Genomic DNA, 23,749 nt, shown 5'->3' on the forward strand with positions numbered 1-23,749 from the left:
TGTGGGAGCGAGCCTGCTCGCGAAAGGGCCATCCCGGACAAAGGAAATATTGAATGATGCCAGTAGACGCCCCTCAACCAGTCGCCACCTCGGCCATCACGGTAGAGGATGCCAGCGAACGTTTTGCGCAATGGCGCGAGGGCAAGGCCGGCAAGGTGTTGTCCGTTTCGGTGATCGGCGACAGCTACACCGCCGGGCAGGATTTTTACCTGAACAAACTGGTGCAACGAGTGGCTGCCGAGGTGGGTTTCGCCGGCCCCGGTTACGTCGGGTTCAATCACGGCGCGGCGCTGGGCGGCACGCATTTCAAATACACCCGCAGCAGCGACAAATACTTCGGTGGCGACTGGAAGGTTTCCGAGCTGGGCCAGGCCAGCCCGGACAGTCGCACGATCAGCGGCAAACCTGGCGCCTGGTTGCAGGTGGATGCCAACCCTTCGCCGCGCATCGATACCGCGGTGACTCAGGCGAAACTGTTGTATCTGGGTAACGGCGGATCCGACGAACTGCGCTATCGCTGGTCGCCCACGCAAGACTGGCAACCGTTGCAGCTCGCAGGCTCGGGCGTTCAGGAAGTCGCGCTACCCGGTGCTCCATCAGCCGCAGACTGGTCATTCAAGCTGGAAGTGGTGAAAGGCGCGCCGACGCTGTTCGGCCTGTGGCTGGGCAACGAGCAGAAGGGTGTGCGGGTGTCGAAACTGGCGGCGTCAGGTGCGGCATCGGCCGATTTCTATCACGCCGATCCGCAGTGGCAGACGCAATGGAAAGCCGTGGTGTCGAAGATTCCGGCCGACGTTTACCTGATCATGCTCGGCGGCAACGATCAGGGTTTTGGCGTCAAGCCTGCGCAGTATCTGCAGAACGTTCAGGGCCTGGTGAGCATGCTGCGCGAGATCCAGCCAGCGGCGAGCATCAACCTGATCATGCGCCAGGACACCACGCGTTCCAGCGCTTACCCGATGTCGGCCTATGCGCAGGTGCTCGAGCCTTGGGCGCGTGAACAGCATCTCGGATTCGCCAACCTGCAATGCGCATTCGGCCCCGACGTCAAACGCTACGCCAGCGCGATGATCGGCCCGGACAGGATTCATCCATTGCCGGCCACGGGCGGGAAGGTGATTGCCGATTATTTTTATGGCTGGATCATGGGCGCCAACGACCGTTGCGACAAAACCCCGTTGTAGGAGCTGACGAGTGAAACGAGGCTGCGATCTCTTGATCTTGGTGTTCATTGCGTCCGAAAAGATCGCAGCCTCGTTTCACTCGTCAGCTCCTACGGGTTCCTCAGGCCGACGCGAAGTTGTCGACTTGTTCGAGTAATTCCGCGAGCTTCTGCGGCATCAACCGTGCATCACAACGGGTTTCGACGTTGATGATGATCGCCGGGTCGTTGCAGCAGATGCGCACACGAAAGCGCCAGTCGCTGAAAATCACTTTCAGGCCATCGCGGTCGTCCATCTCCAGCGCTTGTCCACCGTACAGCGCCTTCAGGTACGCCAGCAGCGGATAGGGATCGCGCATCGGCCGGCGAATATCGCCGGACGCAGGAAACACGCCGATCCGCTCCACCAGCAGAATCGTGCCCAGCCAGGTTTCGTTGGCGCTGGGCAGCGGTTGATGGCGCGACAACCAGCTCATCACCCCGAGGTTGCCCACCTCACGTTCAATCTCTGTCGAATGTTGTGCAATGTTCATGGTTGCCTGCCTGTGGGGAAGTGGAAAGCCGTCTCAGCGGCCCTTGAGGTACACGTTGTCGTAGCAGAAGTTGGTCGCCTGCAGATAACCCTCGGCGTCGCCGCAATCGAAGCGCAGGCCTTTGAATTTGTACGCCAGCACGCAGCCGTTCTGCGCCTGTTTCATCAAGGCGTCGGTGATCTGGATTTCGCCGCCCTTGCCCGGTTCGGTGTCGGCGATCAGGTCGAAGATATCCGGCGTAAGGATGTAGCGACCAATGATCGCCAGGTTCGACGGCGCATCCTGCGGCGCCGGTTTTTCCACCATGTTGTTGACCCGGTAGATGCCGTCGGAAATCAGCTCGCCGGCGATCACCCCGTACTTGTGAGTCTGATCGGCCGGGACTTCCTGGATGGCGACGATCGAGCAGCGGAATTTCTTGTACAGCTGGATCATCTGCGACAGCACGCCGTCGCCTTCGAGGTTCAGGCACAGGTCGTCGGCCAGTACCACGGCAAACGGCTCGTCGCCGATCAACGGACGGCCGCTGAGAATCGCGTGACCCAGACCTTTCATTTCCACCTGACGGGTGTAAGAGAAGGTGCAGGTGTCGATCAGCTCACGGGTGCCGGCCAGGAATTTCTCTTTCTCCGTGCCGCGAATCTGGTGCTCGAGTTCGTAGCTGATGTCGAAGTGGTCTTCCAGCGCGCGTTTGCCCCGGCCGGTGACGATGGCCATGTGTTGCAGACCGGCGTCCCGTGCTTCTTCAACGGCGTATTCGATCAACGGCTTGTTGACGATCGGCAGCATCTCTTTCGGCATGGCTTTGGTTGCCGGCAAGAAACGTGTGCCATAGCCGGCAGCGGGGAACAAACATTTACGAATCATAAAAGTATCCTGGACAGTCATGGAACACAGGCGACGGTTGCGCACCAGAGAGTGGCGGCAAGTTTCAATGATTATTGAAGGCTTACTTTAATACCCGAGTCAGGCTGTGGGTGGCAATTAGTTGCGCCGTTAAAAGGCGTTAATGTTATGAGATGTCGACTACTGTGTTTTAAGTTATTTTTAGTCGGTATCCGTTGATAGTGATAAGTGCACGGGGAGTGCTAATAAGTATCCGCAGATAGTTTGACCGGCGAAAATATTTATTGCCAGTGGTTGAACTAAATTTGTTTGAGGTTGTTGTCGCCTTGTTTGTGTGAATTGCCCCGCATATCCACCAGGTAAGGCTTGACACGCTACCGGGTATTTATTCAATGACGGATCGCGCTATGAAGATTCTGGTAACGGGTGGCGCCGGCTATATCGGCTCGCATACCACACTTGCATTGCTTGAAGCAGATTATGAAGTTGTCGTTCTGGATAATCTTTGTAACAGCAGCGATGCGGCACTCCACGCCGTTGAAGCCATTTGCGGCAAAAGCCCGTGGATGATTCGCGGCGATGTTTGCGATCGCCCATTGCTGGATCGTATTTTCCGCGAACATCAGATCGACGCCGTGCTGCATTTCGCCGGGCTGAAAGCCGTGGGCGAGAGCGTGCGCAAGCCGCTCGAATACTACGAAACCAACGTCGGCGGCAGCATCACCCTGTGTCAGGCGATGGCGGCGGCGGGGGTGTTCAGACTGGTGTTCAGTTCCTCGGCGACGGTGTACGGCGAGCCTGAGGAGATGCCGATTCGCGAGGATTTTCCAACGGGCAATCCGACCAATCCCTACGGCCAGTCCAAGCTGATCGTCGAGAACGTGCTGCGCGACCTGAGCCTCGCCGAGCCGCGCTGGAGCATCGCACTGCTGCGCTACTTCAACCCTATCGGCGCCCACGCCAGCGGGCACATGGGCGAAGACCCCAACGGCATCCCGAACAATCTGGTGCCGTATATCAGCCAGGTCGCGGTCGGCAGTCTGCGCGAACTGTCGATCTTCGGTAACGATTACCCGACCGCCGATGGCACCGGCGTGCGCGATTACATCCATGTCGTCGATCTGGCGGACGGCCACTTGAAGGCGTTGCAGTCGATCAGTGAACGCACCGGCATCCACACCTGGAACCTCGGCACCGGCGATGGCTACAGCGTGCTGCAAGTGCTGCATGCCTTCGAACAGGCCTGCGGGCGGCCGGTGCCGTACCGGATGATGCCGCGTCGGGCTGGTGACATTGCCGAAAGTTTCGCCGACGCTTCGAAAGCCGCAAAAGAACTCGGCTGGAAGGCCACGCGCAACTTGCAGGACATGGTCGCCGACACTTGGCGCTGGCAATCGAATCACCCCAACGGTTATTCGCGATGATGGCCTTTTAGTTCGATGTTAGTTTCAGTCAGGTTGTTAGATAACGTCGGGAAATTACACTGGCAATGCCTTTTGCAAGTCCGTAGATATAAACCTGCCGTTCGACTTTTATCAGTTGGGTAAGACTGTGAAAGAACAACGGATCGTGTTCGCGCTCTTTGCGGACTCGAACGCTACCAGCTCTGACACAGACCGGTTTTTTAACAGGTCGAATGTTAGAAAGGAGTTGTTATGAAAAAAGTGATGGCAGTTGCCCTGTTGACGATGTTGAGCAACTGGGCTGCCGCAGCTGAAGCGCCGTTGACAGCGGTAACCAATGTAGGTGGCAGTGTGGCGGCTTCGCAAGCGCCCGCCGCCAGTACTGCAATGGTTGCCAGTGCTGTAGCGGCGTCCAACAGCGGTGGCAGTGCCAATGGCGGTACCACCGGTACGACAGGTACCACCGGTACAACCGGCACGCATAACTAACAGGAACATTTGTTAGTGCAGTACAGAGTCGCCCGACGCAAGTCGGGTGACTTTGTTTTTTGGATTCGCCCTTGAATAGCGTAGTGCCATTATGACTCGTAGTGTTTATCTTTTAATGTTGGCAAGTCTCGCTTTGCAAGGTTGCATGTTTTCCCCCGGTCAGTACCTGAGCACCAGCGATATCACCCGCCAGGGCGCCAGCGAAAGCAGTCGGGTCGAGCTGATTCCGATCACCCCGAAGCTGATCGCCATGAACCGCGCCACGCAAAAGCGTGAGTCGCTGCCGGCGGAGCTGCTGGTAACGCCGGCGGAATATCGCATCGGCAACAATGATGTTCTGTACATCACCGTCTGGGATCACCCGGAGCTGACCGCCCCCTCCGGCGCGCAACAACAGATCGATGCCAACGGCCGCCTGGTGCGCTCCGACGGCACGCTGTATTACCCGTTCATCAAGGAAGTCCAGGCCGCTGGCCGGACCATCCAGCAACTGCGCGCGGACATCGAACAACGCTTGTCGGCATTCATCGCCGAGCCCCAGGTCGATGTAGCGGTGTTGCGCTTCGCCAGCCAGAAAGTCGTGGTCACCGGTGCCGTAACGAAGGCCGGCCCGCAGGCGATTTCGACCAACCCGCTGAGCGTGGTCGAGGCCCTCGGTTCCGCCGGCATCGACACCAACAACGCCGACTTGTCGGGCCTGTTGCTGACGCGCAACGGGCGGGTCTATCCGCTCAATCTCGACTCGCTCAATCAGCAGGATTCCGAACTGCAGAACGTCTACCTCAAGGGCGGCGATCAGCTGTACCTGCCGTACAACGACAACAAGCGCATCTACGTCATGGGCGAGGTCAACCAGCCACGCGCGCTGAGCTTCAAGACTGCGACCATGAACCTTTCCGACGTGCTCGGTTCGGTCGGCGGCCTCAGCCAGACCAGCTCCAACGGCAACGCGGTCTACGTCATTCGCGGGGTAGAAAATCTCGACGTCGAGCCAGCGAAGATCTATCAGCTCGAAGCCGAATCACCGACCGCCATGGCGCTGGCATCGCACTTCCAGGTGCGGCCGCAGGATGTCGTCTACGTCGGCCCGGCCAACGTCACTCGCTGGAACCGTTTCATCAGCCAGTTGGTGCCGTCGGCGTCGATTGTCGGCACTGGGGCTTCGGCAGCGAAGAACTGGAGCGAATACAGCAACAACAGCAAATAAGGCCGCCCGACTGTGAACCTATTGAAAGTGGGCGTCTGCCTGATGGCGGCGTCGTTGCTGTGCGGCTGTAACCCGCTGATGAGCGCGTCGCTGAACAACCTCAAGGCCGCCGTCGTCGGCCCCGATGAAGTTGACGTTTCGGCGGCCGAAGTTGCCGGGGTCAACTATCCGCAACTGAAACTGACCACGCCCTCCGGCTCCGGCGTGCTGGCGCTGGTGCGCGAGCGTGAAGACCTGCAGTTCTGGGTCGCCTCCGGCAAGCAGGTATTGCTGCTGCGCGATGGCCTTGCCGTGCGCAGCATTGGCCTGGGACTGGAGGGCGATCTGGATGGCACGCGGCTGGCCGATGACTCGCCGTTCAAGCAAGGCCTGCACCACGTCGCGGATGGTTACACCACGCTGCGCTGGATCGACCTGTACAAGGGCCAGGAAGTCGGCGTGGTGGTCAACAGCCGCTTCTCGCGCCGCTCCACCGAGACCCTGGAGATTCTCGACAAGGCTTACTCGGTGCTGCGCGTGGACGAACAGATCGACGCGCCGGCCATCGGCCTCAGCGCAACCAACCGTTACTGGGTCGACCCGCGCGACGGTTTCATTCTGCAGAGCGAGCAACAACTGACCTCGCAATTGCGCGTGAAGCTGGTTCAGCTGACTCCTGATCGCAGGCATCTGCCGTGAAGCGCTTCAGCCTAATCGCGGTGGGCTTTCTGCTGATCGCCGGGGCGAGTCAGGCCGCTGTCACGGTGTCCGGCGACGTCGCCAATCCCGGACCAATTGCTTTGCCGCCGGGCGGGCGCCTGCTCGATGTGATCAGCGAAGCCGTGCCCAATGCCGAAGGCTATTGGCTGGCGGGCGGCTTGTTGCGTCAGTCGCTGCTCGAGGAACAGACACGGCTCAAGGTCGGCGTGCTGTTCGACCTCGATGTGCTGCAGCGCATGGCGACGTTGTTCGACCGGCCAGGCCGCGCAGCACTGGCACAGCGCATTGCCGAAGAAGTGCGGCAGATGCCGGTGACCGGGCGGCAGATCGCTGACCTCGACCCGGTGGCCGTGGAAGTCGGCTTCGCGCGCAACATTCGTCTGGATGACGGCGATCGGCTGATCTACCCGAAACGGGTCGACGAAGTGCAGGTATTGGGCGCAGTCGCCGAGCCGTGCCACCTGCCGTATCAGCCGTTGCAGGAGGCTCGCGAATACCTGGAAGGTTGCTCGATTCTCGACGATGCCGAGGCCGATTACCTGTGGCTGATCCAGCCCAACGGCGTGTCGCGGCGTGTCGGTATCGCGCACTGGAATCGCGAGTCCGGACAGTTTCCGGTGGCCGGCAGCAGGATTCTGGTGCCGATAAAAAATGATGATCTGGATCCGCCTCTTCCTGAACTGAATCAGCAGTTGGCCGAATTCATTGCCACGCAGCTGGCCGAGGTGGTTCGTTGAAGTTACGTTTTGCAGCTGTGTTGTTATTGCCCTGCGGTCTGGCCCACGCCGAGCCGCGCATCACCCAGAATGACTTCGGTGGCACCGGCCTGTTGCAGACGCCGACGGCGCGCATGGCCCCGGCCGGCGAGCTGAGCGTCAACGCCAATCGCACCGACCCTTACAGCCGCTACAGCGTGTCGTTGCAGCCGCTGGACTGGCTCGAAGGTTCGTTTCGCTACACCGCGATCACCAACCGGCCGTACGGCTCGGAGGCCCTCAGCGGCAGTCAAAGCTACAAGGACAAGGCGGTCGACGCCAAAGTGCGCCTGTGGCAGGAAAGCCACTGGGCGCCGGAAGTGGCGCTGGGCTTTCGAGATATCGGTGGTACCGGTTTGTTCTCCAGCGAATTCTTCGTCGCCAACAAGCGTTTCGACAATTTCGATTTCAGTGCGGGCATCGCCTGGGGCTACATCGGTAATCGCGGCGACTTCGACAACCCGTTGGGCTACGTCAGCAATCGCTTCGATACCCGCCCGGCCCTTGAAGGCACCGGCGACGTCAACTCCGGCTCGTACTTTCGTGGCAAACCGTCGCTGTTCGGTGGCGTAAGCTATCAGACGCCTTGGGATCGTCTCAGCCTGAAACTGGAGTTCGAAGGCAACGATTACAAGAACGAGCCGAAGGACAACGAAATCAAACAGGACTCGCCGATCAACCTCGGCGCGGTGTTCAAGGTCACCGATTCGATCGATCTGAGCGCCGCGTGGGAGCGGGGCAATACGGCGATGTTCGGCGTCACCTTCCACACCAATTTCGTCAGCCGCAAGGCGCCGGCCAAAACCTACGATCCGACCCCCGAACCGCTGCCGGCGAAGGCCCCGACGACCTCGATGGAGCAGGTCAACTGGGCCGATGTGTCGCGGCGTCTGCAGCAGAATGCCGGGTACAAGGTCGAGCGCATCAGCCAGCGCGATTCCGAGCTGATCGTGTATGGCGAGCAGCAGCGATATTTTCATTCGTCCAAGGCTGTCGGCCGCGCGAGCCGGATTCTCGACAACAGCGTCAACGACGACATCGACTGGTTCACCGTGGTCAACAAGCGCTACGACTTGCCGCTGGAAGAAACCAGCCTGCCGCGCCAGACCTTTCGCGAGGTGATCAACAACGAGGAGCCGTTGCAGTCGCTGCACCGCACCACCGAAATCAACCCGGCGATGCCGCGCAACGAGAAAACCCTCTACACCGAAGCGCCGCAGCATTTCAGCTATGGGGTCGGTCTGGGCTTCAAGCAGAACGTTGGCGGCCCGGACGGTTTGCTCTATCAATTCAGTGCCGACGCGGACGCGGAATATCGCTTCAACCGCAACACCTGGTGGAGCGGTTTGCTCAGCGCCAATCTGGTCAACAACTTCGACAAATTCGTCTACGACGCACCGAGCGGATTACCGCGCGTGCGCACGGATTTGCGCCAGTACCTGACCACCTCCAACACGACCATGCCGTTGTTCCAGCTCAGCCATGCCGAGCAGTTGGACAAGGATCTCTACGGCATGGTTTATGGCGGTTATCTGGAATCGATGTTTGCCGGCGTCGGTGCCGAAGTGCTGTTCCGTCCGACAGGCGAGCGCTGGTCGGTGGGCGCGGATTTGAACTGGGTGCGCCAGCGCGATTTCGATCAAGGCTTCGCGTTGCGCGATTACTCCGTGGTGACCGGGCATATCACTGGCTATACCGATCTGCCTTTCGACACGCTGGCCGCGGTCAGTGTCGGTCGTTATCTGGCCGGGGACTGGGGCACGACCGTGGACATCTCCCGCGAGTTCTTCAACGGCGTGCGCGTCGGTGCCTGGGCGACCATTACCACGGCCAGCAGCGCCGAATACGGCGAAGGTAGTTTCGACAAGGGCCTGTACCTGTCGATCCCGTTCGACGAAATGATGAGCATGTCGACCATGCGCCGCGCCAACCTGGTCTGGGCGCCACTGACCCGAGATGGCGGCGCCCGACTGAGCCGCAGCTATCAACTGCACTCGATGACGGATAGCCGGGAAGGGGACATGTTCTATCGCAACTTCGAGAAGATTACCGAGTAAGCGCCGACCTCCCAAGCCCCACAATAAACCCTTGTAGGAGTGAGCCTGCTCGCGATAGCGTCCGATCAGCCGACATCGTTGTTGACTGACCTGCCGCCATCGCGAGCAGGCTCACTCCTACCTTTGATCGTCATTCAATTACCTATCCCGGCCATCATCCTAATCCCCGTGGGAGCGAGCCTGCTCGCGAAGGCGCCGGCACATCCACAATCTCCAGCGCCTGACCTACCGCTTTCGTGAGCAGGCTCACTCCCACAGTAAATCGGCATCACGCCACACATCCCGGCCATAACCCAAACCCCTGTGGGAGCGAGCCTGCTCGCGAAGGCGCCGGCACATCCACAATCTCCAGCGCCTGACGTACCGCTTTCGTGAGCAGGCTCACTCCCACAGTAAATCGGCATCGCGCCACACATCCCGGCCATAACCCAAATCCCTGTGGGAGCGAGCCTGCTCGCGAAGGCGCCGGTACATCCACAATCTCCAGCGCCTGACCTACCGCTTTCGTGAGCAGGCTCACTCCCACAGTAAATCGGCATCACGCCACACATCCCGGCCATAACCCAAATCCCTGTGGGAGCGAGCCTGCTCGCGAAGGCGCCGGCACATCCAACATCTCCATCGCCATACACGCCGCTTTCGCGAGCAGGCTCGCTCCCACAGGGGGCGCACCTGTGTTCGATACCGGTGTGCCAAATCCCGCCCACAAAAAAGGGGACTTTCGTCCCCTTGCGATCTGAAGTTGTGAACCTCAGTAAATATCTTTCGATAACAACGTAAATGGCGTTTTTACCAGGATCTTCAGGTCCAGCCACAACGACCAGCTGTTGATGTACTGCAGGTCGATCTCGACACGCTTCTGCATCTTGTCGATGGTGTCGGTTTCGCCGCGGCAGCCACTGATCTGTGCAAGCCCGGTGATCCCCGGTTTGATTCGGTGACGCGCCATGTAGGCGAGGATCTTGCCCGAGTAATAGTTATTGTGCGCAACAGCATGTGGACGCGGACCCACCAGAGCCATATGCCCCTGCAAGACGTTGAACAGTTGCGGCAACTCATCCAGCGACGTGCGGCGGATAAAGCGACCCACGGCGGTGATACGCGAGTCATTACGACTGGCCTGTTTCACTTCGCGATCATCGTGGACACGCATCGAGCGGAATTTCCAGACCTTGATCACCTTGCCGTTCCAGCCATGACGATCCTGCTTGAAAAACACCGGGCCGGGCGAGTTGAGTTTCACCGCCAGCGCGATGATCAACAGCAGCGGACTGAGGGCAATGATCGCCAGGAACGCCACGGTCTTCTCAACCAGACTTTTGCTCAGGGCAGCGGTCGGGCGGCTGGTCAGGGGGCTTTCGTTCAGGTAGATCGCTGGCAGGCCGTCCACGACTTTCACCGAGTGGTTGAGCAGGGTCAGGCTGTTGAGGTCCGGCACCCACACCACATCGACGTTGGCCCCGAGCAGATCGACATACATCGCCTCGATTTTGGCGGCTTCGCACAGCGGCAGGGTGATGTACAAGCGGCGGATGTCGTGAGCCTCAATCAGTTCGAGCAACTCATCCTGAGCGCCGACGACGCGTGGTGCGTCTGCGGCGAGGACTGGTTTGTCGCCGTTGCTGACCAGACCGATCAGCGGCAGGTTTTCCAGTTGGCTGAGTTTCTTCGCCAGGCCCAGTGCCAGTTCGCCAGTGCCGACGATCAGCGTCCGGTGCTCGCTTTTACGCGAACGCTGGTAGTACTTGGAAAACGCATGCAGCGGCGCGTAGAGGAAGGCCTGACCGAGGAAGCCGTACACCGCCCAGCTCAGGATCACCTGACGGGAAAACAGCTCATCGGCCTGGCAGACAAACGCGATGCACGCCAGCGCGGCCATGGTCATCGACCAACCCATGAACAGACGGCCGAGGCCAGTCAGGTAGTTGTCGCGTTTGCGATAAACGCCGCTGAATGTGTAAGCCGGCACCGAGGCCAGGACGGCGAGGGTGGCGCACATTCGGTAGTAGAACGCGACGGTGCCGGTGTGCTGTTCAGCGAGGATGAACAACAGCGTCACAACGAAAGCCTGTGCCAGCGCCCATTGGCCCCAAAAGGTCAGTCCCTTGAGGCCCGTGCTTCGATTAATACTGAGAGAAAGATCCATACGATATCCCCAAAAGACGTCCATTCAGGTTTCAACAGTTGAAAGCCGAGTTGTTATGCAGACTTATTGTTTTTGTTTTAGCGAGTGTCTTGAGGTAACAACATCGAGAGCCGAACTGTCGTCAGCCAATAGACTAAGTTATTGTTGGGAATGGTGTCTGACGAGTTCTAACAAGATGGCACAATGCCAACTTTCTAATATTTAAATACCAGTCTGTTAGAAAAGGTCGTAGAGAGGGGGATGAAAAGGCGGGGATGTATTTGTTACTGTTGGCGGGGTGGAGGCAGGGAAGCTTTTATTGAATCAGGGAGGAAAAACCAAACAGAGTGCTCTTCTTGTTGTTGTAGTCGCACTTTATATCTGTTTGTCTTGGTTAGAATGTCGCCTGTGATTACGCGACGACTTCCTGGATCAAGCAATATCCGCGATTTCTTACGGCTCGAAACAATCGCTCGCCATTACTCGCGCTCTTGAATTTATCCTGCAAGCGGCTCAGGCACATCTCCAGACCACGGTATTGCTCCGGTTCCCGGCCAATACTGATGATCAAGTCATCGCGACTGACCACCCGTTCTTCATGGGTCAGCATTTTCCGGACCAGGGCGGTTTCCAGGCCAGTCAGGCTGATTGCGATGTTGTCCTTGAGCAGTACGCCTTGATCATCGTCAAGATGCCAGGTGTCGCTGCAGGCCTCAGGACTCTCGCTGACATTCGAGATATGTGCTCGTTCTGCACTAACTGCCGGAAAGCTCTGGAACGGGTTGTCTGTTTGCGCGGCTCGCCATTCATTTTCAAGGGTGGCCAGTATGCGTTGAGTATCATGTTCGATACTGCGCGCAACGTTCTTTCGGCTAAGGCTTGGGTAACTGAACTCCATGACCATCGGGGCGGAAGAGGGCGAAGCAACACCTTCAACAAACATTTGCGCCTGCGACGTGCCAAACGAATTGAAACGCTCACTGGACAAGATGCTTTCCAGTTCACGCTGCGACGTTGTGCTGTGCGTCACAACTACAAAATATTTTCTGGGGAGGGTTGTACTCGTTTCCATGTCTCTCTCCTAAATACACACCAAAATTGGCTAAAAGATAAATCGGCAGGCGAGCAATGACTTCCTCGGAAGTAATCGTAGGCAGGGTTCGGGCCGAAAATGGCCGTCGATAAATTCCACTCGATCTGCTGCTATGTTATGGAGTTTTATTGTTATGTGGCGTGTTGCCGCGCTCATTCAAGTGCTTGAGTTTTAATAAATATGAAGCGGAACTGAAACGATATGGCTGCATCAGACGATCCTTCGTACGTATGCAAAAGGGAAGACTGCCCGAGACTCAGGCAGTCGATATCAGACCCCGCATCAGGCGATAGCCGTAGCCGCGGATGCTCTGAATCGCGTTTGTACCATACATGTCCTTGATTTTTCCACGCAAGCGGCTGATTGATTTCTCCAGTGCCCGAGGATCGTAGAAATTGGCGTTGAGGCCCATGATGCTGGCGATTTCATCATGGCTCAGAATGTGATTGGCGGTCTGCGCAAAGGCCTCGAGGATCTTCATCTCGGCGAAAGAAATATCGAGTTTGCGCCGACTGTCCAGCAGGCAGATCCGCGTCGGATCAAGCGTCAGAGTGATATCCCGCTGCCAGTCTTCGCTGTTGAAGAACTCCGTGAGCAAGTCGTCGCTGTCATCGCTCAGTGTGTTGAGCTTGATACAGGCATCGGCGCCGGCGAGATAATACTTGATCTTGTTGACCGCCCCGCGGCCGGTGATGACTGCGCAAATAAGCGGTTTCAAGTTCGCATCACGCAGATTCTGTATAAGCGCCAAATTGTCTTCGAGGGCCTGTGGGCTATCGATGATGAGGAAGATGGCGCGATAGGAATCGATGTAGCGCTGCTGTTTATATGAACTAGTGAAAGCACCTGTTTCCAGGATCATATCGGGCTGCACGTGCTTTGCGATCAGCGTCGTAAAATGATCGGCCACACCCAAGGTACGACCCAGAGCAAGAACACCGGATTCATCATTTGTCGGGCGCGGACTTCTAGTCGCCAAGTTCCCTGAGAGCATCATGCGTTGACTCGAATTAGGTGCTGACATCGGGATGTTAAAGCACCGGTTCTCATCTGTGACTGACAATTGGTAACATTTACGCGGATTTTAGACGTGTCTCCCGAGTTTTCTAACAATAAGTAAGCTTTTCAAGCTTTTAGTTGATTTTTCGGGGGTTGTGAACTAATGCGTGGGTGATGGCTATATGCAATGGTGCCACTATTTTGAGCTTATAGCGATGGCTTTGTCTATGTCCTTTTGCCATGGGTTGGCCATGTCCTGATTGTGTGAAGTTGATCACATTTCATATCTGAACTGAAATAATTGTTGTAATAGATGTAAATTTTTCCAGTTAAGTTCGTCGACCGACGATTACTAACATGACTTGAGTGTGGCAATCCGTTAGACCTATTCTTCAACACCAAAAGATCGCAGCCTTCGGCAGCTCCTACGCTTGAAATGCGTTCCCCTACAGGAGCTGCCGAAGCCTGCGATCTTTTGATATTCATAAAAGCCAATTGTGTAACTTCAGATACTCAACCCCTGAGTGTTATTGACCGGTCGCTCGTCTTGAGTGCTCTGACGGAGGATTAATGGATTTCTGGACCCTTTTCCAGGTGTTGATATTGGGCGCGGTAGAAGGCTTGACCGAGTTCTTGCCGATCTCGAGTACCGGTCACCAGATTATTGTCGCCGACCTGCTCGAATTCGGCGGCGAACGCGCGATGGCGTTCAACATCATTATTCAACTGGGGGCTATTCTTGCGGTGGTGTGGGAATTCCGTCCGAAGATCTTCGAAATCGTCAAAGGCCTGCCCACCGAGCGCAATGCACAGCGTTTTACCCTTAATCTGCTGATCGCGTTTCTCCCCGCCGTTATCCTTGGCGTGTTATTCGCCGACGCGATCCATGAATATCTCTTCAACCCGATCACCGTTGCGGTTGCCCTGGTTGTCGGCGGCATCGTCATGTTATGGGCGGAACAGCGCAGCCATGTGGTCAGCGTCGAACATGTCGACGACATGCGCTGGTCTCACGCGCTAAAAGTCGGTTTCGTACAATGCCTGGCGATGATTCCCGGCACCTCGCGCTCCGGTTCGACCATCATCGGCGGTCTGCTCTTCGGCCTCTCACGCAAAGCCGCGACCGAGTTCTCGTTCTTCCTCGCCATGCCGACCATGGTCGGCGCCGCGGTGTACTCCGGCTATAAATACCGCGACCTGTTTCAGCCCAACGACCTGCCAGTCTTCGCCCTTGGCTTCGTCACCGCATTCATCTTTGCGATGATCGCCGTGCGTGGCTTGCTGAAGTTTATTGCCAACCACAGCTATGCGGCGTTCGCGTGGTATCGGATCGGTTTTGGATTGTTGATTCTGGCGACTTGGGTGTTTGGCTGGGTGAACTGGACGGCGGCTGCGGCCGCTTGAGGCGTCAAGCCAGGCGGATCAAACCGCCCGGCTGATGAGGGGCATCAACGCCCTTCAAGCAACTCCGCCGCCTGATCCAGCAACGCCAGCGGATCCGTGGCCTTGTGAATATCCACCGACAACAGCTGCCGAAACTTGCGCGCCCCGGGGAAACCGGTACCCAAACCCAGCACATGCCGCGTGATGTGATGCATCGCACCACCGGCCAGCAGATGTTCGGCGATATAAGGCCGCAACTGCGCCAACGCTTCAGACCGGCTGATCACCGGCGCGTTACTGCCGAACAACTGCTGATCGACCTCTGCCAGCAAATACGGATTGTGATAAGCCTCACGCCCCAACATCACACCGTCGAAAGTCTGCAGATGCTCATGGCAGGCCTCCATGGTCTTGATCCCGCCGTTCAGCACAATCTCCAGCTCCGGAAAATCCGCCTTCAACTGCGCCGCGACGTCATAACGCAACGGCGGAATGTCGCGATTCTCCTTCGGCGACAACCCTTCGAGAATCGCAATCCGCGCATGCACGGTAAAACTCGTGCACCCGGCATCGCGCACCGTACCGACGAAATCGCACAGCTCGGCATAACTGTCGCGTCCGTTGATGCCGATGCGGTGCTTTACCGTCACCGGAATCGACACCGCATCGCGCATCGCCTTCACACAATCCGCCACAAGCTGCGGATGCCCCATCAGGCACGCGCCGATCATGTTGTTCTGCACACGATCGCTCGGGCAGCCAACGTTCAGGTTCACTTCGTCGTAGCCATGCTCTTGCGCCATACGCGCGCAGGCGGCGAGATCGAGCGGAACGCTACCGCCCAGCTGCAACGCGAGCGGGTGTTCGGCTTCGTGGTGACGGAGAAAACGTTCGTGATCGCCGTTGAGCAACGCGCCAGTGGTGACCATTTCGGTGTAGAGCAGGGCGTGCTTGGACAGCAGGCGCAGGAAGTACCGGCAATGGCGGTCCGTCCAATCCATCATCGGGGCCACGCTGAAGCGGCGAGACGGCTCGGAACGGGTGAGGCTAGTGTTAACGCGCGCTTCAGATTTTTCGGGTTTCATTGATACTGATCTTTTATACAGCGGTTTTTACCCATTTTTCCTTGTTTTTCGAAGTCGGTTGCTACAATGTAGCAAGTGAATTCGGCAATGTAGCAACTGGAAATGGGCACGATCACATCACGCAAGCGCAAGGACAACTCGACGGCCTACACGGCGCAGATACGGATCAATCGGGATGGGCGCACAGTTTATCAGGAAAGCCAAACCTTCGACCGAAAGCAGGTCGCCCAGGCATGGATCAAACGGCGTGAGACGGAGCTGTCCGAGCCTGGTGCAATCGAGCGAGCGAACCGCAAGGGTGTGACGATCAGAAAGATGATCGAGCAGTACCTGGATGAGTACGAAAAGATCCGGCCGTTGGGTAAGACAAAGAACGCCACACTCAATGCGATCAAGGATACCTGGTTAGGTGGTCTCGACGACTCGGCGCTGACCAGTCAGAAGCTGGTGGAGTTCGCGCAGTGGCGGATGAGTAAAGAGGGCGGCGGTGTTCAGGCGCAGACGGTCGGTAATGATCTCTCGCACCTGGGTGCAGTCCTGTCTGTGGCGCGGCCGGCGTGGGGCTACGAGGTGGATCCTTTGGCCATGCCTGACGCGCGCAAGGTGCTGCGAAAGCTGGGCATGGTGAGCAAGAGCAAGGAACGGAACCGCCGTCCGACGCTGGAGGAACTGGACAAGCTGATGACGCATTTCTTTGAGATGCAGACGCGTCATAAAGCCCAGATCAACATGCCGAAGATGATTGCCTTCGCTCTCTTCTCGACGCGCCGGCAGGAGGAGATCACGCGGATTCGCTGGGATGACCTCGACGAGTCCCGGCAGGCGGTCCTTGTGCGTGACATGAAGAATCCCGGGCAGAAAATCGGTAATAACGTGTGGTGTCACTTGCCTGATGAGGCCTGGGCGATCCTTCAGAGCATGCCCAAGACCGAGCGGGAGATCTTTCCGTACAACTCAAGGTCGGTATCCGCATCGTTCACACGGGCGTGCCCGCTGCTGGGGATTGAGGACCTGCACTTCCATGATCTAAGGCACGAAGGGGTGAGCCGTCTGTTCGAGATGGACTGGGACATTCCGCGGGTATCTAGTGTCTCGGGTCACCGCGATTGGAACTCCTTGCGCAGGTATACACATCTACGTGGGAGAGGTGATCGGTATGATCAATGGCGATGGCTTGAGGCACTGCTAGGGGGAGAAAACTCTAGTGGACAATCTTAAGCGTTATCAGTAGCGTTGGCAAAAAGCCATCAAGGAATAGGGAAACATTGATGTTGAAGCTTAAAGATATATATCTTGGGAGTACTGATGCGAAAAATGAAATGCTCAGTAATAGTCCCGAGGAATTTAAGAGATTTGTCGATTCGTTTGTTGTTCCTCCAGCGCTAACTATTAATAAGTTTACTGATAGAAGCAAGTATTATGTTGTGGGGCTAAAAGGCACAGGTAAGACAGCGCTGTTGCGTTATATTTCTATTAAGTTGGAGGAGGAGCTTGGTTCAATTTCAACTTTTGTACTTTTCAAGTCTGAAGTCGATGAGGACCTTCGGAAGGATTTCTCCAAAGCGGCACGAGTGCAGATTGTTAATGAGAATAGCGATGCTTTCGATGGTGATGATCTTGAATCGGTTTGGCGTTGGTTTATTTATAGGAAAATAGCGGCAGTAATTCAGGAAAAGAATGTCGACGCATTTCAAGATAATGCAAATCTAGCTAGATTCATTGCGGTGGTCAGCTCGGAGGCGCTAACGCAGCCTGAGAAGGCTGGGTTGATTAGGCTGGTTCCAAATATTCGGAAAGGCAGTATCGAAATTAGCAAAACTCCGAAATTAGGACTAGAGTTTGATTGGGATGAAAATGGAAAGGCTAAGGTAAATTTTAATGATCTTGTAAGGCAGGCAGATGCTGCGTTTAATAGTCTCGATCCGAGTAGTCAACGGCTGAATATCTTTTTTGATGAGTTAGAGTTAAACTACGGTACGAGCAAGCAGTATCAGCGCGACTCACGTTTAGTGAGAGATTTGATTGTTTCTATTGAGAAATTGAATGCGTATTCGAAGAGGCTGGGGTTTCCCTTGTGTCTCTACGCAGCAATTCGATCTGAAGTTTTAGTTTCGGTTGAAGCCCTTGGTAAGGAAATAAATAAGCCTATTGCTGATTTTGGTTCGATTATTCACTGGAATCGTCCGGGGTTGAGTGCGGCGCAGCAACCATTGTTGAACATAGTTGAGCAAAGGATAAATAATGCAAGAGTTGAGGCAGGTCTTGAGGTATTGAGTTCAATTGATTTGTGGAAGGATTATTTTCCTCAGTTCATTCACAAGCAAATGCCGCAAGTTTATATACTTCATAATTCTTGGTATCGTCCGAGAGACATAGTTAGGCTGTTGATCTCTGTGCAGGATCAGTATCCTGATGAGAAAAGTTTTATTCTTCAGGGGCTAGAGGCAGTAAGAAAAGCGTATTCTACTGCGTCGTGGGTAGAACTTACCGAGGAGCTCAAAGCCAAGTATAAACCTGGCGAGGTTGAAGGGATTAAATATATATTTTATGGCTTCAAACAGATCTGTAGTTTGAGCGATCTCATAGCTCGTGCAGATATCGTGGCAGTAGATCATAAAGAAACCCGTGAACTACTCGCAAGAGTTTCAATAAGGGAAGTGGTAAAGGATCTCTTCCGTATAGGCGTCATAGGAAATATTGGGCCTCGTGGTTCTCACATGAGATTCTCATTTCGAGGGGATGACGAGATACTTTTTGAGCAGGATATATTTATTCACAATGCGCTCTGTGCGCATCTATCTATTAGTCGCGAATATAGATAAAAAAGGAGAGGGGCTGATCAGCCCCTTTTTTATCCCACTCGGTTCATGAGTTTATTGTGATCAGCTAAGGCTTTTTTCCGTTGGCAGTCTATGTAATCTGCGAGATCCCTGAGGTGGATGCCGAGCCCGGCTTTCTGGCTGTTTGGACCTAGCCGAACAATTGGTATGTCGATCTCGCCGGTAAGCTGTTTTGCTTTGAATTTTTCGACAGTTAAATTCATGTAGTCTGCACAGACTCGATCCAGGGGGATGACCGCTTGCCCGTTGTACTGGGCCATCAAAAGGAAAAGGGTGTTCATGCAACCTCCTGATTAATGATTGCGGGAAAGCGATTCGAATGCGCTTGCAGCCACGACTGGAACCTGTCCTTTGCCAATGGCTTTAAGTCGGTCCACCCGATGGGCCACCCCATCAGCCACTCGGCCCATTCCGGGTTCAGATGACCACCATCCAGTGCCATCACGGCGTGATCCAGGCGATCGTTCGAGCGGTCTGCCCCGGAACGGCGAGTCAGTGCGGCAGGGGAGGATCCTTTGGCCATGCTCGCCACCGGTGTTGGCCATCGTCTGACGGGTGTCTTCTGCGATGAGCCAGATCCTGTCCCGCTGATGAGGGGCGCCGAGGTCAGCCGCTCCGATAACACCCCATCGCGCGTCATACCCGATTTCGGCAAGGTCACCGAGCACCACGGCAAGTCCTCTTCCCACAAGCAATGGTGAGTTCTCCAGTTCGACGTAGCGCGGTCGTACCTCATCGGTAATTCGTGCCATCTGCTGCCACAGTCCAGAGCGGGCGCCGGCGATACCAAGGCCGTTGCCTGCAACCGAGATGTCCTGACAAGGAAATCCTCCCGAAACCACGTCAACAAGGCCTCTCCATGGTCGTCCGTCAAAACTGCACACGTCAGACCAAATCGGGAAAGGCGGGAGCAGTCCATCGGCTTGTCGTTGCGCCAGTATCTGTGCGGCGTAGGCATCACGCTCAACGGCGCAGACGGTGCGCCAGCCGAGGAGGTGTCCGCCGAGTATTCCGCCACCAGCGCCTGCGAAAAGAGCCAGCTCATTCACGCGGCCTCCAATAAAGAGCGCTTATACCCCTGAACAAGCTGCGCGGGGGGGCGATTCTGAGTGATTAGCGAGGCTTTGGGTGTGGCTGCCTCGCGCAGCTTCTCGTGGGGTATAAGACCCTCGGCAGAGCTGCAGGAAGAGGCAATGATGCTTGCTGCTGCGCAGCAGTTGTTGTTTACAGACGTGGCGATTCCGTTGTTATTGCGGAGCAAAGCGGGTTGGGGTTGAGTGATGTTCAGTGCGTGCGTCATGCCGCTTTCCTCCGGTGTTCGATATCGAGTTGATCCATCAGGCGCTGGTGATACGCGTTCCGAGCGTCTTTGGGTGGACAAGGGCGGATGGTTTCGGCTGAAGGTTCGATACCGTCTAGGTAATCGCAGATATCCGCATCGGTTGGCATGAGATCGCGGTGCTCGGTGGCCATTGCAACGAGGCTGGCCTGGTACACGCACTCAGGGGTCTCGAGGGGTAGGTCAAATCGCTCGCAAATACGTTGCCAGATAAGCTCTTCAAAATGCTGGTGGACGAACATCCACACGCTGGGGTGTTCGTCGATGAGGGCCACATAAGCGTCGGCGGCGGCATAAAGTAGAGCTGCGAGTTTGTGCTCTTCTGGCACCAAGGCGGCAACGATGCAGCTGTGCTGAGCAACACTGTAAAACTCTCGGGCATGGCCGTTGAAGTTGCACAGATGAGCGAGCGCGTGCGAGATGTCGTATGGGTCAATCATGATGGTGTCGGGCTTGAACAGTTCGAAGCGTTTGCCGGTAGAAGTCAGAATCTCGTTCATGCAGCGTTCTCCTGATCTGCTGGCTCCAGAAGTGCTGCGATGGCAAGCGCTTGGTCGCGAAGGGTACGGGTGTCGCGTTCCAGTTTTTTGCCCGTGCGGAAGGCGGCGAACGTCTCAGCCGCAATCCGCAGTTTTTCAGCAATCTCCAACAGGGTAATTCGTGCAGGCTCTCCAAGTTGCGAGACCTCTAACGCGCGCTTGTAAAAGTCGTAGAGTTGCTCGTGTTGGTCGTGAGCCTGCTTCAAGGAAAGCGTCAGGTTGCGGATTTCGTCTGATTTGTCGGCGCATTGAACCGCTATGCCTTCGCCGAGGCCTTCTGAATAGCCCACGGTGCGACCATTGCTTATGCCGCACCGGTAGGCGATCCAGTAGATGGCGCCCGTCATGAAGACGATTGCTATCAGCGCGTAGATTTGAATCTCAGTCATGTGGTGTGCTCCTGATGATGTCATTGGCTGGTGGTGGCAGCCGTTCTATGTGTGGGTGTTACTCGGTGGTGTCGTCCTGCTGTCGCTGCATGTCTTCGTCGGCCTTGTAGGCGCGGATGTCGATCAGGGAGGCGACGTGGCGGATGTGTGCGTACTTCGGTGCCTTGCGGCTGGTGTCCAGCGTGGTGATGGGGAGCTGGATGCGGCCGCTGCTGATCTCGGCCACGAACGATTGCTCGTTGAGGTTGCGGAAATACTGCTCGCGCACTTTGTCGAGCGGGATCAGGACGTCGCCGAAGATGCGGTAAAGCAATTCGACGGTGGCTGATTCCGGCGCCGGGTGCAGGCGTAGTGGGTTTTGTGCTGTGTTACTCATGGCTTTGTTGGGCCTCCTTGCGTTTTTTTCTGGCCGGGTGGTTCCAGGCGTTCAGGCAATGCGTTCTGGTTAGCTCGCGCAGATGTTCGGGCACTTCGAGGAGCGCGGCGTTGCGTTCCTCTCGTGTCCGCATGGCGATGATCTGGCGGGCGTATTCCCTAGGCCACGTCACGGCTGTCTGCCGGAATGGCGGGTAGGTCGATGCCCAACTTTTCAGCCAGCCAACGGATACCGGGCTGTTTGATCCGGGTTGATTGGCTGTACTGCATGCCGAGCTGATCGTGGTACCACTGACCGTCCTTGATTCGCAGGTAGTCGCGATCACGGTTGGGGTAGGCTGGTAGGTTTCGCTCGTTAATCAGCCCTTTTTCACGCATACGTGCGATGAGCTTCGGCCGAGTCAGACCGAGGTGGGTTGCGGCTTGGGCGAGAGTGCGTTCCATAATGTGCCCCTCATGCCGCGTGCGCAGCTGGTGTTGCCGCTGCAGCAAGGTGGTTGATGGACTCGCTGACTTTGCCGTAGATCTCGACATCGCTGCCGTACACTGTGAAGCAACGGGTGTGCGGGCTTTTGTTACCGATGCTCAGGATGGTGGTGACACCTGTTCGAGATTGAGTGCGATGAAGCGCGACGATTAGCGGGTAGTCGAAACCCATGTCGAGATTCAGCACGCCGCCGGTGCGCACAAGTTCAAACACTCGTTGCTTGTCCGAGACTTCAAAGCGTCCGTATTCGCGGCTGGCGTGAGGGCGGTGCAGCAGGTCGCTGGTATTGCTCGCATCGAACGGGCCGTTGGCGATCTCTTCGATGAAGTCGGCCAGCTTGAGATGCATCTTCTTTTCGTTCGGCAGGGTCAGCGTGTGGCGTTCGCTGCCCAGCTCCACGACGAAGGTGCTTTCAGGGGTGCCACGTTCAACCTTGAGGCGAAATGCCAGACACTCGCGCCTAGGTGCGGTCCGTAGTACGTGATTGAAAGTCTCGGTCAAGTTGACCTGAGCATTAAGCAGCTGCAGGGTGCGGTTGTCGATTTTGTACTTGATCATGCTGCGCGCCCTCCGCCGTTCGGATTGACTGGGGCAGAAGTGGCGCGTGCTGTCAGCTTCGGTTTGCTGATGGCGAACGCGCAGCCGTATTCGCGGGCTAGGCGCCGGATCTCAAAGATTTGGACGGGGCTAGCAGCGGCTGGGTGGACGTGCAGGGTTGCTGTGTTGTGCATCATGTTGCCTCGCTCTGTGGTGGAAGAGTGAAGCAAATATCAACCTTTGGTTGCTTTATGTCAACAACTACCGGTTGATATTCGAGGTTTTTCGAACACTAACTCAGTAGACATCAGCGTTTTTGTTTAGTAGTTTTAGACCTCTTTTTGGATTCCACTAACGCATGGATCAAGCATGTCAGACCTTCCTACGGATTTAGATCCAAGCCATTCTTCGGCATCAAGGGAATCTAATATAACTACTGGTGCAAGTGATTTTATTGCTGACGCCATAAGTGGAATACCAGCTCCCATACGAAAGAATGCTTTTAAGGCGTTCGCTCAGTTGTGTACGGCAATAGTAGATGTACCGATTGCACATTTAGAGGGGCTTGCTGCAGAGAAGAGAGCAGAGACCAAAGCTAGGATTGCTTTGATAGGTGAAAGTGGCAGACAGATTTCGGAACAAATTTTAGTCAGTGAAAGTTTTATAGATGCAGCGTCACAAAAGTTCTCACAAAAAATTGTCAGAGAACAACGAAACGTTCAGACGATTTCTAAAATAGCTGCTGATGAGTTGAAGTGTTTACCAGAGTCAGAAGTGACTGCCTCTGAAAATGACGGTGTAACTGACGATTGGCTAAACCTGTTTGAAAGGGAAGCCTCGGCTAAAAGTTCTGAAGAAATGCAGTTCCTTTTCGGAAAGATCCTAGCAGGGGAAATTCGAAGGCCTTCATCTTTTTCTATCAGAACAGTAAGGCTATTAGGACAGCTTGATGCCAACGTTGCTAAAGTCTTTGCAGATTTTTGCTCAATGGTCATTTGTTTAAAAGGCAGCGACAAAGTCATTGATGCAAGAGTTTTTACTCCAGGGAAAGTGAATGAGGCGGACCCATTGAAAGAGTGGGGCGTCAGCTATAGTAAGCTGTTATTGCTTCAAGAGTTTGGTTTGATTGTCGCAGAACTAAAAACTCAGATGAATTACTCATACACAATTTCTAAGGTTGGCAAACAAGCATTCCCTTTTGAGTTTCAGGGAAAAAAATGGGTTTTGGATCAAACCGCTGAGGCAAACGCTAATCAAGAGCTGTGGTTGAGTGGGCCTAGCTTAAGTTCGGTGGGAAAAGAGTTAATGGCTATTGTAGATATTACTCCAAATGAAAATTATGCTGGAGCGCTACACGGCTTTTTTCATTCGAGAAATTTAAAGATGAAGGCAGTAAACTGATTTTAG

Annotated in this window: 24 protein-coding genes and 1 pseudogene; 11 read left to right on the plus strand and 14 right to left on the minus strand. The window is 55.7% G+C overall.

Annotated elements, in window-relative coordinates:
* The first annotated feature begins 53 nt into the window (after window positions 1-53).
* A complete protein-coding gene (locus tag BLU71_RS03775) occupies window positions 54-1,184 on the plus strand; it encodes an SGNH/GDSL hydrolase family protein (RefSeq protein ID WP_083352322.1) in 1,131 nt (376 codons plus the stop codon).
* A gap of 100 nt (window positions 1,185-1,284) precedes the next feature.
* Here the strand turns inward: BLU71_RS03775 and BLU71_RS03780 are convergent, their stop codons facing one another.
* On the minus strand, window positions 1,285-1,695 hold the full coding sequence (locus BLU71_RS03780; RefSeq protein ID WP_083352323.1) for a mannose-1-phosphate guanylyltransferase: 411 nt from the start codon (window positions 1,693-1,695) through the stop codon (window positions 1,285-1,287).
* Between the two features lie 33 nt (window positions 1,696-1,728).
* A complete protein-coding gene (gene galU / locus BLU71_RS03785) occupies window positions 1,729-2,562 on the minus strand; it encodes a UTP--glucose-1-phosphate uridylyltransferase GalU (RefSeq protein ID WP_042609065.1) in 834 nt (277 codons plus the stop codon).
* A gap of 386 nt (window positions 2,563-2,948) precedes the next feature.
* Here galU and galE point away from each other — a divergent pair, with 386 nt between their 5' ends.
* The 6 genes from galE to BLU71_RS03815 all read left to right on the plus strand — a co-directional run bounded on the left by galE (window position 2,949) and on the right by BLU71_RS03815 (window position 9,151).
* Window positions 2,949-3,965 (plus strand): UDP-glucose 4-epimerase GalE, encoded by a 1,017-nt coding sequence (galE, locus tag BLU71_RS03790; RefSeq protein WP_065615898.1) that lies wholly within the window; start codon window positions 2,949-2,951, stop codon window positions 3,963-3,965.
* Between the two features lie 231 nt (window positions 3,966-4,196).
* Entirely contained in the window at window positions 4,197-4,433 is a 237-nt protein-coding gene (locus tag BLU71_RS03795) for a hypothetical protein (RefSeq protein WP_016775457.1), read from the plus strand.
* A gap of 145 nt (window positions 4,434-4,578) precedes the next feature.
* The gene (locus BLU71_RS03800) at window positions 4,579-5,640 is read left to right on the plus strand and encodes a polysaccharide biosynthesis/export family protein (protein ID WP_042609067.1); all 1,062 of its coding nucleotides are present in this window, start codon (window positions 4,579-4,581) and stop codon (window positions 5,638-5,640) included.
* A 12-nt stretch (window positions 5,641-5,652) separates the two neighbouring features.
* Window positions 5,653-6,318, plus strand: coding sequence for a YjbF family lipoprotein (locus BLU71_RS03805; RefSeq protein ID WP_083352324.1), 666 nt, complete (start codon window positions 5,653-5,655; stop codon window positions 6,316-6,318).
* A complete protein-coding gene (locus BLU71_RS03810; protein ID WP_083352325.1) occupies window positions 6,315-7,076 on the plus strand; it encodes a capsule biosynthesis GfcC family protein in 762 nt (253 codons plus the stop codon). Before BLU71_RS03805 ends, BLU71_RS03810 begins: the two co-directional genes overlap by 4 nt.
* The gene (locus tag BLU71_RS03815; RefSeq protein WP_042609070.1) at window positions 7,073-9,151 is read left to right on the plus strand and encodes a YjbH domain-containing protein; all 2,079 of its coding nucleotides are present in this window, start codon (window positions 7,073-7,075) and stop codon (window positions 9,149-9,151) included. The genes BLU71_RS03810 and BLU71_RS03815 overlap by 4 nt, the downstream gene beginning before the upstream one ends.
* A 751-nt stretch (window positions 9,152-9,902) precedes the next feature.
* On the opposite strand, the gene BLU71_RS03820 is transcribed toward BLU71_RS03815, so the two are convergent.
* From BLU71_RS03820 to BLU71_RS03830, 3 genes are all read right to left on the minus strand, one after another.
* Window positions 9,903-11,297 carry an undecaprenyl-phosphate glucose phosphotransferase gene (locus tag BLU71_RS03820; RefSeq protein WP_042609071.1) on the minus strand — a complete coding sequence of 465 codons (1,395 nt, stop codon included), beginning with the start codon at window positions 11,295-11,297 and terminating at the stop codon, window positions 9,903-9,905.
* 391 nt (window positions 11,298-11,688) lie between these two features.
* Window positions 11,689-12,348, minus strand: a complete 660-nt coding sequence (locus BLU71_RS03825) for a winged helix-turn-helix domain-containing protein (protein WP_042609072.1) — start codon at window positions 12,346-12,348, stop codon at window positions 11,689-11,691.
* 277 nt (window positions 12,349-12,625) lie between these two features.
* Window positions 12,626-13,366, minus strand: coding sequence for a winged helix-turn-helix domain-containing protein (locus tag BLU71_RS03830; RefSeq protein WP_042609073.1), 741 nt, complete (start codon window positions 13,364-13,366; stop codon window positions 12,626-12,628).
* 572 nt (window positions 13,367-13,938) lie between these two features.
* On the opposite strand from BLU71_RS03830, the gene BLU71_RS03835 reads away from it, so the two are divergent.
* On the plus strand, window positions 13,939-14,772 hold the full coding sequence (locus tag BLU71_RS03835) for an undecaprenyl-diphosphate phosphatase (protein ID WP_042609074.1): 834 nt from the start codon (window positions 13,939-13,941) through the stop codon (window positions 14,770-14,772).
* 44 nt (window positions 14,773-14,816) lie between these two features.
* On the opposite strand, the gene dusA is transcribed toward BLU71_RS03835, so the two are convergent.
* Complete coding sequence (dusA, locus tag BLU71_RS03840; RefSeq protein ID WP_083352326.1) at window positions 14,817-15,836, minus strand: tRNA dihydrouridine(20/20a) synthase DusA; 1,020 nt, start codon at window positions 15,834-15,836, stop codon at window positions 14,817-14,819.
* Window positions 15,837-15,938: 102 nt separating this feature from the next.
* Here dusA and BLU71_RS03845 point away from each other — a divergent pair, with 102 nt between their 5' ends.
* Window positions 15,939-17,054, plus strand: coding sequence for a site-specific integrase (locus tag BLU71_RS03845; protein ID WP_083352327.1), 1,116 nt, complete (start codon window positions 15,939-15,941; stop codon window positions 17,052-17,054).
* A gap of 50 nt (window positions 17,055-17,104) precedes the next feature.
* Window positions 17,105-18,658: a P-loop ATPase, Sll1717 family gene (locus tag BLU71_RS03850; protein WP_083352328.1), complete on the plus strand. Its 1,554-nt coding sequence runs from the start codon at window positions 17,105-17,107 to the stop codon at window positions 18,656-18,658.
* Window positions 18,659-18,687: 29 nt separating this feature from the next.
* On the opposite strand, the gene BLU71_RS03855 is transcribed toward BLU71_RS03850, so the two are convergent.
* The 8 genes and pseudogenes from BLU71_RS03855 to BLU71_RS03895 all read right to left on the minus strand — a co-directional run bounded on the left by BLU71_RS03855 (window position 18,688) and on the right by BLU71_RS03895 (window position 22,363).
* Window positions 18,688-18,957, minus strand: coding sequence for a pyocin activator PrtN family protein (locus tag BLU71_RS03855; protein WP_083352329.1), 270 nt, complete (start codon window positions 18,955-18,957; stop codon window positions 18,688-18,690).
* Window positions 18,954-19,199, minus strand: coding sequence for a hypothetical protein (locus BLU71_RS27640; RefSeq protein ID WP_231982552.1), 246 nt, complete (start codon window positions 19,197-19,199; stop codon window positions 18,954-18,956). The genes BLU71_RS03855 and BLU71_RS27640 overlap by 4 nt, the downstream gene beginning before the upstream one ends.
* Window positions 19,200-19,281: 82 nt before the next feature.
* Window positions 19,282-19,725 (minus strand): annotated as a pseudogene (locus BLU71_RS27645) (DNA cytosine methyltransferase); the annotation flags it as partial.
* A 247-nt stretch (window positions 19,726-19,972) separates the two neighbouring features.
* Complete coding sequence (locus BLU71_RS03870) at window positions 19,973-20,515, minus strand: phosphohydrolase (protein ID WP_083352332.1); 543 nt, start codon at window positions 20,513-20,515, stop codon at window positions 19,973-19,975.
* Window positions 20,512-20,943 (minus strand): hypothetical protein, encoded by a 432-nt coding sequence (locus BLU71_RS03875; RefSeq protein WP_083352333.1) that lies wholly within the window; start codon window positions 20,941-20,943, stop codon window positions 20,512-20,514. The genes BLU71_RS03870 and BLU71_RS03875 overlap by 4 nt, the downstream gene beginning before the upstream one ends.
* A gap of 58 nt (window positions 20,944-21,001) precedes the next feature.
* The gene (locus BLU71_RS03880; RefSeq protein WP_083352334.1) at window positions 21,002-21,319 is read right to left on the minus strand and encodes a pyocin activator PrtN family protein; all 318 of its coding nucleotides are present in this window, start codon (window positions 21,317-21,319) and stop codon (window positions 21,002-21,004) included.
* Between the two features lie 158 nt (window positions 21,320-21,477).
* Window positions 21,478-21,762, minus strand: coding sequence for a phage antirepressor KilAC domain-containing protein (locus tag BLU71_RS03890; protein ID WP_083352336.1), 285 nt, complete (start codon window positions 21,760-21,762; stop codon window positions 21,478-21,480).
* Window positions 21,763-21,772: 10 nt separating this feature from the next.
* Window positions 21,773-22,363: a hypothetical protein gene (locus BLU71_RS03895; RefSeq protein ID WP_083352337.1), complete on the minus strand. Its 591-nt coding sequence runs from the start codon at window positions 22,361-22,363 to the stop codon at window positions 21,773-21,775.
* Window positions 22,364-22,711: 348 nt separating this feature from the next.
* Between BLU71_RS03895 and BLU71_RS03905 the strand changes: the two genes are divergently transcribed.
* Window positions 22,712-23,743, plus strand: coding sequence for a DUF2806 domain-containing protein (locus tag BLU71_RS03905; protein WP_083352339.1), 1,032 nt, complete (start codon window positions 22,712-22,714; stop codon window positions 23,741-23,743).
* Window positions 23,744-23,749 lie beyond the last annotated feature (6 nt).

The sequence above is a fragment of the Pseudomonas moraviensis genome (genome assembly GCF_900105805.1).
Classification (GTDB): Bacteria; Pseudomonadota; Gammaproteobacteria; order Pseudomonadales; family Pseudomonadaceae; genus Aquipseudomonas; species Aquipseudomonas moraviensis_A.